Consider the following 16,160-nt stretch of genomic DNA (forward strand, 5'->3'; position numbering starts at 1 on the left):
CAAACTAACAGAGAGGGAAAACAATATGACCTTTACCCGTCGTTCATTCATGCAGACCATGTCGCTCGGGGCAGCCATGGCCGTTGCAACCCCCGCGGTCCTGCGGGCACAGAGCGCCAAGATCTATCGGCTCGGCATCACCACGCCCCCTGGTCACCCCTGGAACGTTGCCGCTGAAGCGGTCGGCAAGCGCCTGTCGCAGGAAACCAACGGACGCCTGTCAATTCAGGTTTTCCCATCCAACCAGCTTGGTAACGAAGGTGCAATGCTGCAACAGATGCAGTCCGGCGCGCTAGATCTCGGCTGGATCATGACTGCCGAACTCGGTTCGCGCATTCCCGAGATCGCCGCGATCAATGCACCATGGCTCGTTGATAGCACCGCGAAAGTGGCAAAGTTGGTTCGTCATCCTGCCGCTATCAAACTGCTCGAAGTCTTGCCTGCTGAAACCGGCACGGTTGGCCTCGGTTACGGCATCACCACGCTGCGGGTCGTCTTCACCGGTAAGGAAACCTCCGGAATTGACGACATCAAAGGTATGAAGCTCCGCATCAACACGACGCCTGCCTATCGCGATTTCTATCAATTGCTTGGCGCCGCACCTACACCGATCCCGACTCCGCAGGTTTTCGACGCGATGTCGAACGGTCAGGTGGATGGCTTGGAAGCCGATCTCGACCTTTCATGGAACCAGCGTTACGATAAGGTCGCCAAAACCATACTGCGCATGAATGCCATTTTTATGCCCTGCGTCGCGCTCGCATCGGGCCGCGTCTGGAAAGGCGTGCCAGAAGCAGACCGCGAACTGATCGCCCGCATCACCCGTGAGGAACTGGACAAGCAGATCGACGCAACAGTCGCCAAGGAAGCTGCCCTCCTCCAAAACTTCAAGGATGCAGGCATCAAGATCGTGGATGTCGATCTGAAGAACACGTCCGACATCATTGCCGCTTACGATAAGATTTGGCTGCCAAAAGCGCCGGTTTTAAAAGAACTACGCGAGGTAGGCTCCACTCTTTAATCAAAATCCGTCTCAATGAACAAATGTACCCTGCCGCGATGTTGCGCGACAGGGTGCAGACGATAATGGCGACGATATTAAGCGCTTAAATTTTACTGAGCAAAAGGATGTTACTTCGTCAAATGCCCCAAAGCGGCACCAAGCCGCATTTAGCGGACTTGATAACACATAATCAAAGAATGAGCACTTCGGTGCAAAAATACGCACATTGTTTAACCCAACGCTCTGGATTTGATTGCCAGTCAAGAATCAAGTTAATGACCTAGTGTTGCGATCCTTACCAAGCTCCTCAAGTCACTTAGCGTGAACTCGATTTCAAATGTAAATTTAAGATTCTTCAATATGGCGACGAATGTCCAATCGCTGTGATCTACCCACTAGTTTCCTTTCAATTATTCTCTACAGCGTTGTCCTATTCGCTGACGTCTCACCACCCCTAATGTGATCTCCTGGACTTTGCGAACTTGGCATGGTCCGGCCGCTCCGTTAATTTTGTTGATAGCCGTTTCATGACCATCAAATATTGCACAACTTTCATTGAAGGATGGCTCGCTTCTGCTCGGCGGACATCGAAAAGCGTTCCGTTATCATTCCAAGAATGCAGAAATATAATCTACTATTTTAATAGACAATAGAAAGACTGGTCATTCTCACTCTGCGGTATTTCATTAAGCTCTCACAATCACTTTCAAGAGAGGGAAATGCCCAAAATGACTCGCGTAGTGAATGTTTCCGGCAGGCTGAAACTCAAACTGGCCGATGGTATAGTCGATGTCGAGAAGGCGAGCGACGGACGTTTTTCCTCCGACCCGCAACGTATCTACGAGCACTGGGACGCCTTCATTGACTGGGCTTCGTCGCAAAAGCGAAAAGCTGATGAACCCCTTCCTGAAGCGACACTGATCGGAACTCCTGTACCAACCCCTCGGCAGATCGTAGCAGTGGGATTGAACTATCATTCCCATCTTCAACATTCCGGCCTTGTGGCGCCTGAAGAACCGGGAGTTTTCGCCAAATTCATCACGTCGCTTTCTGGTCCATACTCGAATATCGAAGTGCCAAGCGATGTTGTCTTTACGGAAGCGGAGCTGGCAATCGTCCTGAAACGCGAAGCTTATCGTGTCAATGAAAGTGCCGCGCTCGATTATATTGCCGGCGTCACGGTGGCTCAGGACCTTTACGACCGCAACTCGGTCGTAAAGGTCGCCGCGGCTGACGGTTCCTCCGCAGTGGTTTATATCAACCCCTCGAAATCCCGCGTCAGCTTTACACCACTTGGTGCGGAGGTGGTGTCGCTCGATGAGGTCGACGATATGGCCAATCTTTCTATCGAACTCGACGTCAATGGCGTGCCGATCCAGCGCGGCCACACGTCCGATCTGGTGTTTTCTGTACCTGCGCTCATTTCGCGATTATCCCATAAAATCCGTCTTTTACCGGGGGATGTCATTCTGACGGGCAGTCCAGCTCGCGTGGAGGGCACGGAAGCCCAAAATCTGCGCCCGGGCGATGTGATTCGCGCATCCATCCCAGGCATCAGCGAACAGCGCACTGTCGCCGTCTTGCCGGATTTTGTGCAAGAATCTCTGGTGGCCTAACTCCCGCGCAAAGGATTTGCCAATGAGCAATCTATACGACAGCAACAGGCTCGGCGGTCTGTCAAAATTAGTGACGCTCATCTGGCCCTCGAGTGCGCCGGATACTGAATTGGCTCTCCAACTCAATGCGCGAGTGATCGCTCAATTGAATACGCCTTGGGGGTTGGGGCTCAACAGCTATCGGCAACCGCCGTTTCAGCCGGATGCAATCGCTGCTGCCGGCTGGCAAGACCCACGCAGCCCACGTGATTTCGTTGTCGAATTGCTGCGTGTGCTGGATCGTCATGCATGGACGATTGCTTCGCGGTTCTTTTCCGATCTCGATAACGAAAACGCGCAGTCAGTTCTGCTTCAGGTGCTCGGCGACAAAACCGCGTCCGATGAGGTCGCTTCGAAGGCCTTCGCATTGATCCGACAGGTCATCTATGACGCGCTTTTTGTGAGTACTGCCGAGCATAAAGCACTCGGTTGGCAATGGCTCGATCAATCGGACGCTCGCACGCAGCCAGACAATCGCGCTATTACCTAGGAGCTGACAGCATGAGCAGAGATTACGATCTGATTGTTGTCGGGGGCGGCTGGACCGGCGCTGTCATTGCCACCGATGCCTGTCGCAACGGCTTAAAGACACTCGTTCTCGAAAAAGGTGAGATCACCAGCCTTATAGGCACCGATATTTTTTACAAATCACGGTCGCCGGGCTTTCCGGCAAAGCGTCTGCCCGATCCAGTGCAGGAAACCTTCACGCTCAGACACGAACGGACCGGCCAATCCTTTCCTATGCGAACGCTGGGCACCTTTCTGGCCGGGCGCGGACTTGGCGGCGCAGGTCTGATGTGGGGCGGCATCAGTGCGCGCTTCCATCCTCATGGCTTTACCTCCAAGACCCATTATGGCGATCTCCTTCAACAACCTTGGGCTGAAGATCTCGACTACCGCGACTGGCCAATTGGCTACGATGACCTCGAACCGCACTATACTTGGGCCGAAGCAGTTCTCGGTGTCGCCTCAACCAGAGGTCTGCCGTCCGAAAATTACAAACGCTCCCATTCTTTGCCCGGAAAGCCACTCGATCTTTCTCCGAAGCTGGCGCATCTGGCCAAGGCGGCATCGGAAATCGGCCTGACCGTAACGGAAAACCCAAATGCGCTCAGTCTGGAACCCTATACGAACCCGCTTGGCATTACACGCAACGTCAATCCGCAACACGGCTATTCACTTGCCACACCGTTGAATACCCTGTGGCCTGCCGCCGTTGCGACGGGCAACCTTGACTTGCGTTCGGGTCACGTTCATCGCGTCCTGCATTCCGGTGGCCGCGCAAACGGCGTCACCTATACCGACGAACATGGTGGGCGGCAGACGGTTCTTGCGCCGATGGTGGCCCTGTGCAGTTGGACATTGAACAACGTTCGGCTGCTGCTCTTATCCAGGATCGGCAAAGCTTATTCACCCGACGAAGGGGGGCTAGTCGGACGCCATTACGCCAATCATATCGGTGTATCGTCGCAAGGATTTCTACCTGAACCGATATTTGAAGAACCTTCCTCAAAAATCGCCGGATGGGCAAACTCGGATTTCGATCCGGGGCGTGACAAAACGGCAAACTATGTCGGCGGCACCCGTATACAGGTAACAGGTCTCTATAATCTCCAGCGCGAGCTCCCGACCGTACCTGACAATGCACCCCAATGGGGAACCGGATGGCAAAAAGCTCTCAAGCAGCATGTGGGGCGCGCTGTCAGTGTAGCGATGCTTGGGGAAGTGGCACCGCACAAGCATCGTTATCTGGATATCGACACTACCTATCGCGATGCATGGGGCGATCCGTTGCTACGGTTGAACTTCGACTGGCAGCCCAATGACCGCAACATGGTAAGCGCCGTTGGGACCACTCTGGACAATATCCTCAAACAGGCCGGAGCAGACGTTAGCAAAACCGGCACACAACTGCCCGAACATTACGATACCGTTCATTATACCAATTCTCATGCGACCGGGGGCGCCATCATGGGCAGCGATCCAGCTTCATCCGTGGTCGATTCAAACCTCCAGTCCTGGGACGTGCGCGGGCTCTGGGTCGTAGGAGCTTCCGCCTTTCCGACCAGCCCCGCCCCAAACCCGACCTTAACCGTTATTGCGCTCGCTCAACGTGCCGCCCAATCCCTTGTGCGACAGTCAGCCAACCTCTCATCTTCAGTCACAGCATAGTTTACGCAGGAGATAGTCCATGCAGCTTTCCATGAACAGACGCCATTTCCTTATCGGCACAGCAATCGCAGGAGCAACGCTTTATACGGGATCGGCGGGTGCAGCGACAGGAACGATTTCACTGACCGATCCACTGCCGACGGATATTCCGAAGGGAACAAAACTTCGCATCGCCGATCAAAATGAAACCAATGTCACGCTGTTGCGGCTTTCGGGCGGGCTTGCCGAATTGGAAAAAGATGTTGAAATTGAATGGCAAAACTTCAATGGCAACAATTTCGTTCTTGAATCGTTGCGTGTGGGGGCTGCCGATGTCGGCTGGGGTGCGGATATCGCCACTGCTTTCGGTCGGGCACAGGGCACCGAACTCTACAATATCGGCTATACACGAAACACCCGCGACTATTATGGCTTCTACACCGCGCCCGGTCGCGGCGACATTACTTCCGTCAGCCAGTTGAAAGGCAAGAAGATTGCCTATCCAAAGGGCACGATGATGTCTGTCTATATTCTGAAGGTGCTCGACGTCGCCGGCCTGAAACCCAGCGATGTACAGCTCATCAATATAGCAGTACCCGACATTGCCGATGCGTTTCGGGCAGGTGAAGTGGATGCAGCCGTACTTGTGGCGGCACTCCGCCTGAAGCTTGAAGCGGAACTGAAGGACGAAGGGGTTCATCTGCTGCCGGAAGGTATCAATCAGGGCAGCGGCCTCAGCCCGATTTATGCGGTCCGCAGCGCGCTTGAAGACCCCGGCAAAGCGGCAGCGATTGCCAAATTTGCCCGCTTGTGGACTGCCGCTCAGCTCTACAAGGACGACCATCTCGATGAGTATGCGGAAGCCGTCTATGTCAAGCTGCGCAATTACGATCCCGCGACGGCGCGCAAGCTGGCCGGACTGGAAGGCAAGACGGAAGTGCCGCATCTCGACGCCAATCTGGCCGCCGAACTGCAAAAGTCTGTCGATTTCATGATCGGAGCTGGTGAATTGCCGCAGGGCCTCAAGATCGCCGATTATTTCGACTATCGCTTCGACGCCATCAATCAGGCTGCCGCGAAGGAATATGCAGGCCTATGAGCGGTTGGGGTACGATCCGTGTCGAGACACAAAAGCCGATGCCCTTCCTGAAACTGCTGGGCCCTGTGCTTCTGCTTCTGATATGGGCAGCAGCATCGGCGGCTGGGGTTCTGGATCCCAGAACCCTGCCCGCCCCCTGGGAGGTGGTGGCAAGAGCGTGGCAATTGCTGGCCGATGGCGTATTGCAGAAGGCGTTACGCGCCTCTCTCTACAGGTCGATCACCGGGCTCAGTCTGGGTGTGTTATTCGGCATCGTTTTCGCTCTCATTTCCGGACTCAGCCGCTGGGGCGAAGCTCTCGTAGATGGGCCCTTGCAGATATGGCGGGCAACGCCGGTTCTGGCCGTGATTCCGCTTGCCATTTACTGGCTGGGTCTTGGTGAACAGATGAAGATTACCCTCATCTGCCTGACCACGATGATACCGGTCTATATCAACACGTCGGCTGCAATCGCAGGCGTCGACAAGCGTTATGTGGAGCTGGCCCATACGGTTCGGCTGACGCATTGGGAGTTTGTCTGGCAGGTCGTCTTGCCCGGTGCTTTGCCGGGGTTCTTCACCGGTCTGCGCCTGTCAGCCGTCAGCGCCTGGCTGGTTCTGGTCGTCGTCGAGCAATCCAACACCATCAGCGGCCTCGGATATATGGTCGGTGAAGCGCGTCAGAACGGTCAGGTCGATATCATCGCCGTCGGGCTGGTCGTCTATGCCTTGCTCGGCCTCACAACCGATACTGTTCTCAGACACATTGAAACGAAGGTGCTCTCATGGCGCAAGACTTTCCGCTGACAGCGCAGAAAAATGGCGTCAAGGTACGGGGGCTAACCAGACGTTTCGAAGGCCGAATCGTACTCGACAATATCGACCTGACAATCGCACCCGGCGAATTCGTTGCATTGCTCGGTCATAGCGGTTCCGGCAAGAGCACGATGCTGCGCGCTTTGGCTGGCCTCGACCCCGATATTGAAGGCGGGCTGACGGTTCCTGACGCCACCAGCGTGATCTTTCAGGATGCGCGCCTTTTGCCGTGGCAGCGCGTGCTGCCGAACATCAAGCTTGGAGTCAGATCCGACAAGCGTCACGACCTTGCCCTGTCGGCTCTGCGCGAAGTCGGGCTTGCCGGGCGCGAACAAGCCTGGCCGGGCGATCTGTCGGGCGGTGAACAGCAACGCGTGGCGTTGGCGCGCGCACTGGTGCGGGAGCCGGAGCTTTTGCTGGCGGACGAACCTTTCGGAGCGCTCGATGCCTTGACCAAGATCGTGATGCACAAACTGCTCCGCGATCTGTGTGCAGCCCACGCGCCCGCAGTCCTGCTGGTCACACACGACGTCGATGAAGCCATTATTCTGGCCGACAGAACCATCGTGTTGCATGACGGACGGATCGTGCTGGACGAGCCGGTCAAGCTGCCACCGTCCCGAAGCCGGGCCGAACCTGAGTTCATTCGTCACCGGTCAAGGCTTCTCGAAGCGCTGGGCGTTTCCGCTCATTGAGGCCGAAAACAAAATACCGGTGGATGACCTCCACCGGCACAGGCCTGAGTTTTACAATTTCGATCAATTCGCAATTTCGAAAATCTTGCCCGGATTCATGATCCCGATTGGGTCGATCGACTGTTTGATCAACGCCATGAGGTCTACGGCATCGCCATGTTCCTCACGCAGATAGGCCATCTTGCCGGTGCCCACACCATGTTCACCGGTGCAGGTTCCGCCGACAGCAATGGCCTTTCGCACCATCTTCTTGTTGATCTTTGCGACTTCCTCCAGTTCCGCTGCACTGTCGGGATCGACAGCAAAGACGACATGGAAGTTGCCGTCGCCCACATGCCCAAGAATGGCCGCAGGCACGCTGCAATTCTCCAGCAGCTTGCGCGTGTCGAGAATGACATTACCCAGTTCCGAAACCGGCACGCACACATCCGACGACCAGCCCTTGGCTTTCGAACGCTGCGAAACCACCGCGTAAAAGGCATTGTGCCGCGCCTTCCAGAGCCGGTTGCGTTCCTCAGACGAACTGGCCCATTCGAAATCGCGTCCGCCATTGCCCTTCACGATATCCTGCACCAGGCACACCTGCTCTTCAACACTACCCGGGGACCCGTGAAACTCAAAGGCAAGCGTATCCTCGACCTTCAAATCGAGACCCGAATAACGATTGACGGCAGCGATCAATCCACGGTCCATAAGCTCCATACGGGCAACGGGAATACCCAATTGGACAACGGCGATAGCCGTCTCCACCGCCTGCTCGACATCTTCGAAGGAGCAGAGTGCTGCCGAGATACTTTCCGGAATACCGTGCAGGCGCAAAGTGACTTCGGTGATAATGCCAAGCGTGCCTTCCGAACCGACAAAAAGCCGCGTCAGGTCGTAACCTGCGGAGGATTTGCGGGCGCGGGTTCCGGTGTGGACAATGCGTCCGTCAGGCAGAACGACCGTCAGCGCCAGAACATTTTCGCGCATCGTGCCATAACGGACCGCGTTCGTGCCGGAAGCGCGTGTCGCCGACATGCCGCCTATCGAGGCATTGGCACCCGGATCGATGGGAAAAAACAGTCCCTGATCGCGCAGATGGGCGTTCAGTTCTTCGCGTGTGACACCGGCTTGTACCATACAGTCGAGATCACACGGGCTGACCCGCACGATAGCGTTCATCCGCGACAGATCGAGCGAAATACCGCCGCGAACCGCAATCAGATGCCCTTCCAGCGATGTACCCGCTCCGAAAGCGATTATCGGCACATGATGCGCGGCGCACAGCTTGACGGCGAATGAGACTTCTTCCGTGCTCTGCGCGAAGACGACCCCATCGGGCACGACACCCGTATGGTGGGATTCACCGCGGCTATGCTGCTCGCGAACGGCTTTCGATAGCGAAAAACGGTCACCGAACCGCCTGGACAGCGCATCGGTGAATTCTTGTGGGAGCGCGCTCATAGGCTAGCCTCCGTGGTATATAGGGGATGTATCTCGTTCAATCGCCGGGTGCATGGGCGCATCCCGGCGTTCGAAGATGGAAAGGGTTCTGGCGAGGCGGAACTCGCCGGTCAACCCGCCGCTTTTCAGGCCGCCGCTTTGATCTTCTCCAGATGGCGCTCCAGAAATGGCAGGCTGTCCTGCCCCCAATAGAGTTCGCCTTCGAAGCGAAATGTCGGCAAGCCGAAGACACCGCGCGACTTTGCTTCTTCGTAATTGGATTTCCATGTTGCCTGAATATCCGCAGCACCGGCCCGCTCTTCCAGAGCTGCCGCATCGAAGCCAGCCGCATCGAGAATATGACACCGAACTTCCGCCTGACCGATGTCCAGACCGTCTTCCCAGAATGCCTTCTGAAGCACGGCGGTCAAGCGGGCCCAATCACCGCCATCCAGAATATGCCCGATGACGAGAAAGCCCGCGGGCGTCGGATCGGACAGACCGGCACGATCCTGCAATTTCAAGGTCTTGCCGCGCACCGCAGCCCAGCGGCTCAAATCGGTCAGCCAATAAGCGCGACGCGCCTCTGGACGGTTACGGGAATAGATCGCCCCATTTTCTTCAATCAGGGAAATCGGCACCGGTCGAATACCGATATTGAACCGCCGGGAAATCTCCAGCAGGGGAGCAAGACCGAGATAGGCCCAGGGTGAACCGATCCCGAAATAATATTCAATGACAGCCATTTCAGTTGTTTCCATTCGCTTGCCGGAAGGACCAGTCGAACACGTCGAGGGCCGCATCCTTGGCAGCGAGAACGTGGGTTGGATTGCGATTGACGGCGACCGTCGCCAGAGCGCCCTCGTAAAGAAGCGCGAGATGCGCGACCGGTGCGGCTTCGGAAATCCCGGCAGCAGCTAGAATCCGTGCGAATATGTCCCGGACGGAGCGCTTGTGTTCGCGCGCGATGGAAACGACCCGTTCGGACTCGCCGTGTTCAGCAACCGCCAGCGCAAAGGCACAGCCCCGAAACTCAGGACTATCCGCCTTTTCATGCAGCCGCTCGAAAATGATGCGTAGCTGATGGCGCGGTTCGGGTATATCGACGAGGACATCTTCCAGCGACTGAAGAACACGCTCATGCCGCTCGCTCAGATAAGCGGCGACAAGATGTTCCTTCGACGGAAAATGGCGATAAAGCGTAGCCTTGGCGACGCTTGCTTCCTCGATGATACGGTCCACGCCAACGGCGCGGATGCCCTCCTTATAGAACAGTGCACCTGCCACGTTTAGAATTTGGTCGCGAATTGAAGCTCTCATTCAGCTTTCCGAAGGATCGGTTCCCTTTATTGATTGTGGCGAAAGGCCCGCATGAAAGCGGGCCCTTCCAGTTACCTCTTACGCAGCACGTGCAACGCGATCGATGATGACTTCGATGTCGTCAAGTGTAATCGAACCCGGCTGTCCGCCCGCGAGTGCCAAACGTGCAGCCGCTTCCTGCACGGCGCTGTTATAAGGCGTCTCGACGTTATGAATTCGTCCGAGCTGGACGATTTCGCCGTTAAGGTAATCGACCTCGTTGGGAACGCCACGCACAAAACTCTGCCATGTCGATTGCTGGCCGGGCTTGATGCCGCTATCCGGCGCAGCACCCCAACCCGCAAGGCTGACGCGCCGTTCCGACGCATCGGCAATGTCATAGGCCGCCGCCTTCAGAACGCTTGTCGCTTCTTGAGACAGACGGTCGGCGAAAACCGACACCGCATCCGCTTCGCCGGAGAAAATCTCCAGCACATTCTTCACATTGTAGACCAGTTTCGCCGCTTTCCAGCGCCGCACATCGGATCGGACTTCCGTCAGATAATTGGCCTGAGCCAGATCGGCCCCGATCTTTCGCGCTGTCTCGTTTTCGCCCGATGGATAGACACCGAGGACCACCGCCCCCACCTGAGGCGAACCGCCGGCAACGACAGTGCCAACTTCGGTAAAGCGCGCCGGTGTAAGGATGCTCGCGCCATAAACATGCGCGAAGCGTCGGCTCGCCACGGCCTCGGCAGCCAGACCGTTTTGAAGCGTGACGAGCGGCAGCCTGAACCCAGCCGTTTCCGGGCTGTCCTTCAGGGTCTGACGTGACCAGAAAGCCGTCGCCGTCTCTACATCCTGCGCCTTCACGGCGAGGATCAGGACATCGTCCGTGGTCAGTGCAGGGGGCTCCTGTGTGTCATAGGCATTCAACCTGACAGTCTGGGTGCCGGAAGGCCGCTGAAAGGTCAGCCCATGCGAGCGGATATGACGGATCTGCTCGCCGCGACCGACAAGGGCGTAATCGATGCCGACACTTTGAAACTGGGCGGCGAGACTGGCGCCAACTGCGCCAGCGCCGATGATGACATAGCGGGTCATGATAGCGTCCTTATTGCGTGGCCAGCGAATCCTTGAGATTCGCTTCGAAATTGATCTTTTTCAACGTGTCGAGAATCGTATCGCCATAACGGTTATCGTAGGCGAACGATGCGTCAATCGCCTTGCTCAGCGCGCCGAAGCCGTAAACGACCTCAGCGATGCTGCGTGCCTCGTCGATCCGTGCCTCATCGATGGGTTGCGGCAGGACACGCGTGTAGGACCAGATGAAATCGGCGTTTTCCGGCGTCAGCTTGCGAACCTTGATCAACGCCTCCTTGGCCTCCTTTGGATGACGGTTGTACCAGTCCTGATATTCGACATAACGACGGACAAGATCGCGAATGGCCGCGTCTTTCGCCGGGTCGGCCAGCGATTTTGAATTGGCGAGCAACCCGCCCGGGCTTCCCGGACCGACATCGCCGCTCTTGGCAATCACCGTCGCACCGTTTTTGATAGCTGGACCGTAGAAATCGATTGCCCCGGAAACCAGATCGACTTCGCCGTGCAGCAAAGCCAGCGCGCCCGCTTCATTGTTCAGCGTCACTGGCACGACATCCTTGGGCGTCAGGCCGAGATGCTTCAACGATTGGAGATAGAGGAGATAGTTGGTTGCGCCTGGCGACGATGCCCAACGCTTGCCGCGCACGGCATCGGCTGTCAGCTTCGTTATGCCGGAGTCCTTGGATGCCACGGTGACGAAGCGTTCGTGATTAACCGGATCGGCAGTCGCCGCAACCACTATCGACTTGTAAGGCACCGTGTCCTTTGTCCAGTCAGGATTGGCCGCAGCCTGTGCCTGAATGGCTGTGAACTGCGCGAAGTAGCTGACATCGACCTTGCCTGCCGAAAGTGCGGTCGCGTTCTCGACAGCATTCGGAAAGGTTGCAAATTCGATCTTATAAGGCGCATCCTTCCAGATGCCCGACGCTTCCCATGTTGGTTGTAGTTCCTGACCGTTCTGGCCGATCACAAGCGTAACCTGCTTTGCTTCTTCGGCCAGACCGGGCTGCACGATAACGGTGGCCAGTGAGAATGCCGAAAGGCTTAATGTCAGGGCGCGGAGAAGCTGCGCCTTCGCCCGCAGACCTTCACTGTTTTTCTTAGACAAGATAGAGTTCATATATCGAAATTCCTTATAATGGAGCTTTTAGCTGTCATTGTGTATCGTCAGTCGTTTCCGGAACGGAAACGCCAAGCTCACGGAGCAGCCGGTGCCGCAGCGATGCAGTTTCCTCAGAGGCCCGTTCCTGCGCGGATCGGTTTCGGACGAGTTGTGGCGGCACGGCGATATCGAGCGAGAACCGGCCATTTTTCAGCACTAGAATGCGATCGGCCAGAAGAATGGCTTCGTCCACATCGTGCGTGACGATCAACACGGTAGGCTGATGTTCGCGCCAGAGACCCTCGACCAGCGCGTGCATCCGAATGCGGGTCAGCGCATCGAGTGCTGCAAAAGGTTCGTCCAGAAGCAACAAGGTCGGCGCCCGCACCAGCGCTCGGGCGAGAGCAACGCGTTGCGCCTCGCCGCCCGAAAGATGTTTCGGCAAGGAGTCGGCCTTGGCTTCGAGGCCGACTTCCGCCAGCGCCTTGCGAGCGACGGCGCGTGCATTACCCTTGATACGGGCACCAAGCAGCACATTGCGCCAGGCCCGGCGGAACGGCAGAAGACGGTGTTCCTGAAAGACGACCGAACGATTTTGCGCCACGCGAACATCGCCGTCATTGGCGTGGTCAAGGCCGGCGAGAATGCGCAGGAAGGTCGTCTTGCCGGAACCAGAAGCCCCCAGCAGGGCGACGAACTCGCCCTGCCCGATTGTCAGATCGACATGATCCAGAATGGTTTGATCACCGAATTTCTTCGAGACCTGGCCAAGAGATGCAACCGGGGACACCACAGGAGGTGTAATTGGCGTATGGATTTTCTGAACAGCCTCTTCCACTGGCTGAAAAGCCAAGGCGCTGTCGTTTCTGACGAGGGGATGGACGTTGGCGGCAATGGTCATTCGATTATCTCCACGGCAGGACGAGCTTTTCGATGGCACGCATGATCAGGTCGATCAGAACGCCCAGCACGGCGTAGACGAGAACGCAGGCCACGATCAGGTCGATGCGCATGGCGCCGCTTGCGACAAATATCAGATAGCCGATGCCGGCACGGCTGTTGGTCTGCTCGGCAACGATGAGCGCCAGGAGCGAGACACCCATGGCATAGCGTATGCCCACCAGCACGCCGGGGAGTGCCGCCGGCAGCAGAACCTGCCAGGTAATCTCAAGGGGTGAAAGCCCGAACGTTCTCGCGGCTTCCACCAGCTTGCTGTCAACGTTGCGAACACCCGCATAGGTATTAAGATAAGCGGGGAACACGCAGGCGAGCGTGATGAGCAAGATTTTCGGGGCTTCCCCGATCCCGAACCAGATGATGAAGAGCGGAACCAGCGAAATGAACGGCACGAGGCGGACAATCTGGAAAGAAGAGTCAAACACTTCTTCCGCCAGACGCGACAGCCCGGTCCACAAACCGAAGGCGATCCCGATAAGGAGTCCCAGTCCCAAGCCGGCACCGGCCCGAAGCAACGATGCCGGTAAAGCGGCCTGAAAATCACCCGTATCGACGAGTTCGGCAAAGGCGCTGACGACCTCCCCCGGCGAGGGGAAGGTCTGTGAATGGATCAGGCCCGTAGCACTGCCGATCTGCCAGACAGCAAGTGCTGCCACCGGCAATACGAACCGCAGCAGATTCCGGGGCGCGAGCAGGCGCGCAGGAGCCAGCGTTTGTTGCGGCCTGGTGTCGAGTTTCTGGAGAACGACCGTGCTCATGGACAACCTATCAGGCGGCTGCCGCGCGGACGACGGAAACGGCGACCGACTGCTGTTCGCCGAGACCGCTGACGGCGGCGCGAATACGGTCGCCGGATTTCAAGGCCAGCTTTTCGGTCCCGTGAACGCGATCCGGGCTACCCGTCAAGATCACGTCGCCCGGCAGCAGGCGCAGCTTGCGCGACAGACGGGCAATTAGTTCCGGCACGGCGAAGATCAGATCGTTGGTATTGCCACGCTGAACCGGCGTGCCGTTGAAGTCGAGTTCAATGCCGAGATTGCCAAGGTCGCCCGCTTCGTCGAGCGAAACGAGTTCCGGGCCAATCGGTGTGAAGGCGGCCAGCGACTTGGACGGGTTGAGATAGGTTGCGCCGGGATTGCCCTCAAGCGTCGGCACCCTCACCACCGATGCGGGATCGAGAAGGTCCTGCGCCACGGTTGCGCCGGCCAGATAATCTAGAGCATCGCGTTCGTTGATCTCAAAACCTTCGCGCTTGATCACGACAGCCAGTTCGGCCTCAGTGAGAACCGCTTCGCTCGGCAGCGGGATTTCGTCATTGGGACCGGCAAGCGAAGTCAGGAATTTTGCGAACACACCGGGTTCGGTCGGGGTCTTCAGCCCGGAATGGCGAACATGCGTGTGATAATTCAGGCCAACACCGATGATCTGGCGCGGAGCGGAAACCGGCGAGCCGATCCGCTTGCCCTGCGAGCGAGCTTCTTCCGCAGAACGGGTAGCCGATGTCGCCCATTCGACGAATGCATCCCACTGCGCATAGATTGCCTGCGGATCGGACGCAAAGCGTCCATCGCTGGCCTTGGCGACATCGAGAATGCCATCGGCAAGAATAAGCTTGAGGCGGCCGGAGTCATTGAGAATACGGGTCATTGAGCAGTTCCTTTGTTTGGAGCGTACCGGTTCAGGCTTTCGGTACCGAGGGTGAGAAGGACGGAATCTTCCTGTGGCGAATGGATGCGAGAACACAGCACATCGCGGAAATGGCGTTCGATGGAATTGGCACGGGAAATTCCCGGATTGCCGAGCGCCTTGGCAGCAAGCTCGACGGCACGGATGAGCGAGGCCGAGATCGCAGCCTTGGCCGCAATCACACGACGGAAAGCCGTCTCGTCGCCTGCATCCATCCGATCCGCAAAATGAAACAGCAGCGATTCCGCCTGAATGATATTCAGCTCGATTTCGCCAGCAACCGTGCGAATACGTTCCGTGGTTGCGATGGGCCGACCGAGACCGGATGGCACGCGATGATGGGCAAAGCGCGCAAATGCATCCTGTGCGGCTCTGGCGACACCGAGATAAAGCGACTGGATCAGCAGCACGGTCGGTGCGACGGCGCGCGCGTCCTGCTTCGTCTCGGCAGTGATGACTTCCGGATTGACGATATGGTCATGCGGCACCAGCACGTCGTCATAGACCACATCGTGGCTCTGCGTCGCGCGCAGACCGAGATGATCCCAGACCGGTACGATCTCAATGCCCGGTGCCTTGGCGGGAACCACAAATTCCGCAACGCGCGGCGTCGCTTCGTCAGTCACCGCCCAGGGCAGATGATAGCTGAGGCCCGTCGAGCCGGTGCAAAACATCTTGCGCCCTGACAGTACCCAACCCTCGCTGCTATAGCGCGCTTTGGTTGCCGGAAGCCCGCCACGGGCGGGCGCCCCGAGGTCCGGCTCTGCCCGAAATGCATTGATCAATGTTGGGCGTTCGTAGGATTTGGCCAGAAGCTGACGGTACAAATGCGGAGCGACCGCCCGCTTGTTGCCGCCGACCTGCGCGGCATGGAATTGCAGATTCATCAGCATGATCAACGCCGCCGACGGATCGCCATATCCAACCGTCGAAACGAGGCGTACCAGTTCTGCGACACCGATGGATCGCCCGCCATGTTCAGGCCGAACCGTCGCCGTCAGAATGCCGGCATCGTGCAGCAGGGCGATTGCTTCCGAGGGGAACGACCCGTCCGCGTCGTGAACCGGCGCATATTCGGCAATTGCCTGGACAATTCCGTCCGGGGCATCGAGCCTGTCGAGTTGCAGCGGGCGCACGTCGGGCGTGGCCAGACTCACAACCCTGGGATGGGCTTGTGGAGGCGTCATGTC

General features: G+C 57.5%; 16 protein-coding genes. 7 read left to right on the forward strand and 9 right to left on the reverse strand.

Annotated features, from left to right (window positions below; translation table 11 throughout):
• Positions 1 to 25: 25 nt before the first annotated feature.
• The 7 genes from D8666_RS21280 to D8666_RS21310 all read left to right on the forward strand — a co-directional run bounded on the left by D8666_RS21280 (position 26) and on the right by D8666_RS21310 (position 7,397).
• Positions 26 to 1,021 carry a TRAP transporter substrate-binding protein gene (locus D8666_RS21280; protein WP_121539331.1) on the forward strand — a complete coding sequence of 332 codons (996 nt, stop codon included), beginning with the start codon at positions 26 to 28 and terminating at the stop codon, positions 1,019 to 1,021.
• 710 nt (positions 1,022 to 1,731) lie between these two features.
• Positions 1,732 to 2,619 (forward strand): fumarylacetoacetate hydrolase family protein, encoded by an 888-nt coding sequence (locus D8666_RS21285; protein ID WP_167836148.1) that lies wholly within the window; start codon positions 1,732 to 1,734, stop codon positions 2,617 to 2,619.
• A 22-nt stretch (positions 2,620 to 2,641) separates the two neighbouring features.
• Positions 2,642 to 3,148, forward strand: a complete 507-nt coding sequence (locus tag D8666_RS21290) for a hypothetical protein (RefSeq protein WP_146200160.1) — start codon at positions 2,642 to 2,644, stop codon at positions 3,146 to 3,148.
• A gap of 11 nt (positions 3,149 to 3,159) precedes the next feature.
• A complete protein-coding gene (locus D8666_RS21295) occupies positions 3,160 to 4,830 on the forward strand; it encodes a GMC family oxidoreductase (RefSeq protein WP_167836149.1) in 1,671 nt (556 codons plus the stop codon).
• 19 nt (positions 4,831 to 4,849) lie between these two features.
• Positions 4,850 to 5,908 carry an ABC transporter substrate-binding protein gene (locus D8666_RS21300; protein ID WP_109366329.1) on the forward strand — a complete coding sequence of 353 codons (1,059 nt, stop codon included), beginning with the start codon at positions 4,850 to 4,852 and terminating at the stop codon, positions 5,906 to 5,908.
• Entirely contained in the window at positions 5,905 to 6,693 is a 789-nt protein-coding gene (locus tag D8666_RS21305) for an ABC transporter permease (protein ID WP_121539334.1), read from the forward strand. Before D8666_RS21300 ends, D8666_RS21305 begins: the two co-directional genes overlap by 4 nt.
• On the forward strand, positions 6,672 to 7,397 hold the full coding sequence (locus D8666_RS21310; protein WP_121539335.1) for an ABC transporter ATP-binding protein: 726 nt from the start codon (positions 6,672 to 6,674) through the stop codon (positions 7,395 to 7,397). Before D8666_RS21305 ends, D8666_RS21310 begins: the two co-directional genes overlap by 22 nt.
• Before the next feature lie 63 nt (positions 7,398 to 7,460).
• On the opposite strand, the gene D8666_RS21315 is transcribed toward D8666_RS21310, so the two are convergent.
• The 9 genes from D8666_RS21315 to D8666_RS21355 all read right to left on the reverse strand — a co-directional run bounded on the left by D8666_RS21315 (position 7,461) and on the right by D8666_RS21355 (position 16,157).
• Positions 7,461 to 8,843, reverse strand: a complete 1,383-nt coding sequence (locus D8666_RS21315) for an FAD-binding oxidoreductase (protein WP_121539336.1) — start codon at positions 8,841 to 8,843, stop codon at positions 7,461 to 7,463.
• 125 nt (positions 8,844 to 8,968) lie between these two features.
• A complete protein-coding gene (locus tag D8666_RS21320) occupies positions 8,969 to 9,568 on the reverse strand; it encodes a 2-hydroxychromene-2-carboxylate isomerase (RefSeq protein WP_109366332.1) in 600 nt (199 codons plus the stop codon).
• A gap of 1 nt (position 9,569) precedes the next feature.
• The gene (locus D8666_RS21325; RefSeq protein ID WP_121539337.1) at positions 9,570 to 10,142 is read right to left on the reverse strand and encodes a TetR/AcrR family transcriptional regulator; all 573 of its coding nucleotides are present in this window, start codon (positions 10,140 to 10,142) and stop codon (positions 9,570 to 9,572) included.
• Positions 10,143 to 10,220: 78 nt separating this feature from the next.
• Positions 10,221 to 11,225 carry a ketopantoate reductase family protein gene (locus D8666_RS21330; protein ID WP_109366334.1) on the reverse strand — a complete coding sequence of 335 codons (1,005 nt, stop codon included), beginning with the start codon at positions 11,223 to 11,225 and terminating at the stop codon, positions 10,221 to 10,223.
• Positions 11,226 to 11,235: 10 nt separating this feature from the next.
• A complete protein-coding gene (locus D8666_RS21335) occupies positions 11,236 to 12,333 on the reverse strand; it encodes a PhnD/SsuA/transferrin family substrate-binding protein (protein WP_167836150.1) in 1,098 nt (365 codons plus the stop codon).
• Between the two features lie 46 nt (positions 12,334 to 12,379).
• On the reverse strand, positions 12,380 to 13,228 hold the full coding sequence (locus tag D8666_RS21340; protein ID WP_121539338.1) for an ABC transporter ATP-binding protein: 849 nt from the start codon (positions 13,226 to 13,228) through the stop codon (positions 12,380 to 12,382).
• A gap of 4 nt (positions 13,229 to 13,232) precedes the next feature.
• Positions 13,233 to 14,042 (reverse strand): ABC transporter permease, encoded by an 810-nt coding sequence (locus D8666_RS21345; protein WP_109366337.1) that lies wholly within the window; start codon positions 14,040 to 14,042, stop codon positions 13,233 to 13,235.
• A 10-nt stretch (positions 14,043 to 14,052) separates the two neighbouring features.
• Positions 14,053 to 14,931: a fumarylacetoacetate hydrolase family protein gene (locus D8666_RS21350; RefSeq protein ID WP_121539339.1), complete on the reverse strand. Its 879-nt coding sequence runs from the start codon at positions 14,929 to 14,931 to the stop codon at positions 14,053 to 14,055.
• Positions 14,928 to 16,157 carry an acyl-CoA dehydrogenase family protein gene (locus D8666_RS21355; RefSeq protein WP_209446010.1) on the reverse strand — a complete coding sequence of 410 codons (1,230 nt, stop codon included), beginning with the start codon at positions 16,155 to 16,157 and terminating at the stop codon, positions 14,928 to 14,930. The genes D8666_RS21350 and D8666_RS21355 overlap by 4 nt, the downstream gene beginning before the upstream one ends.
• Between the last annotated feature and the right edge of the window lie 3 nt (positions 16,158 to 16,160).

This window comes from Ochrobactrum soli (assembly GCF_003664555.1).
GTDB lineage: Bacteria > Pseudomonadota > Alphaproteobacteria > Rhizobiales > Rhizobiaceae > Brucella > Brucella teleogrylli.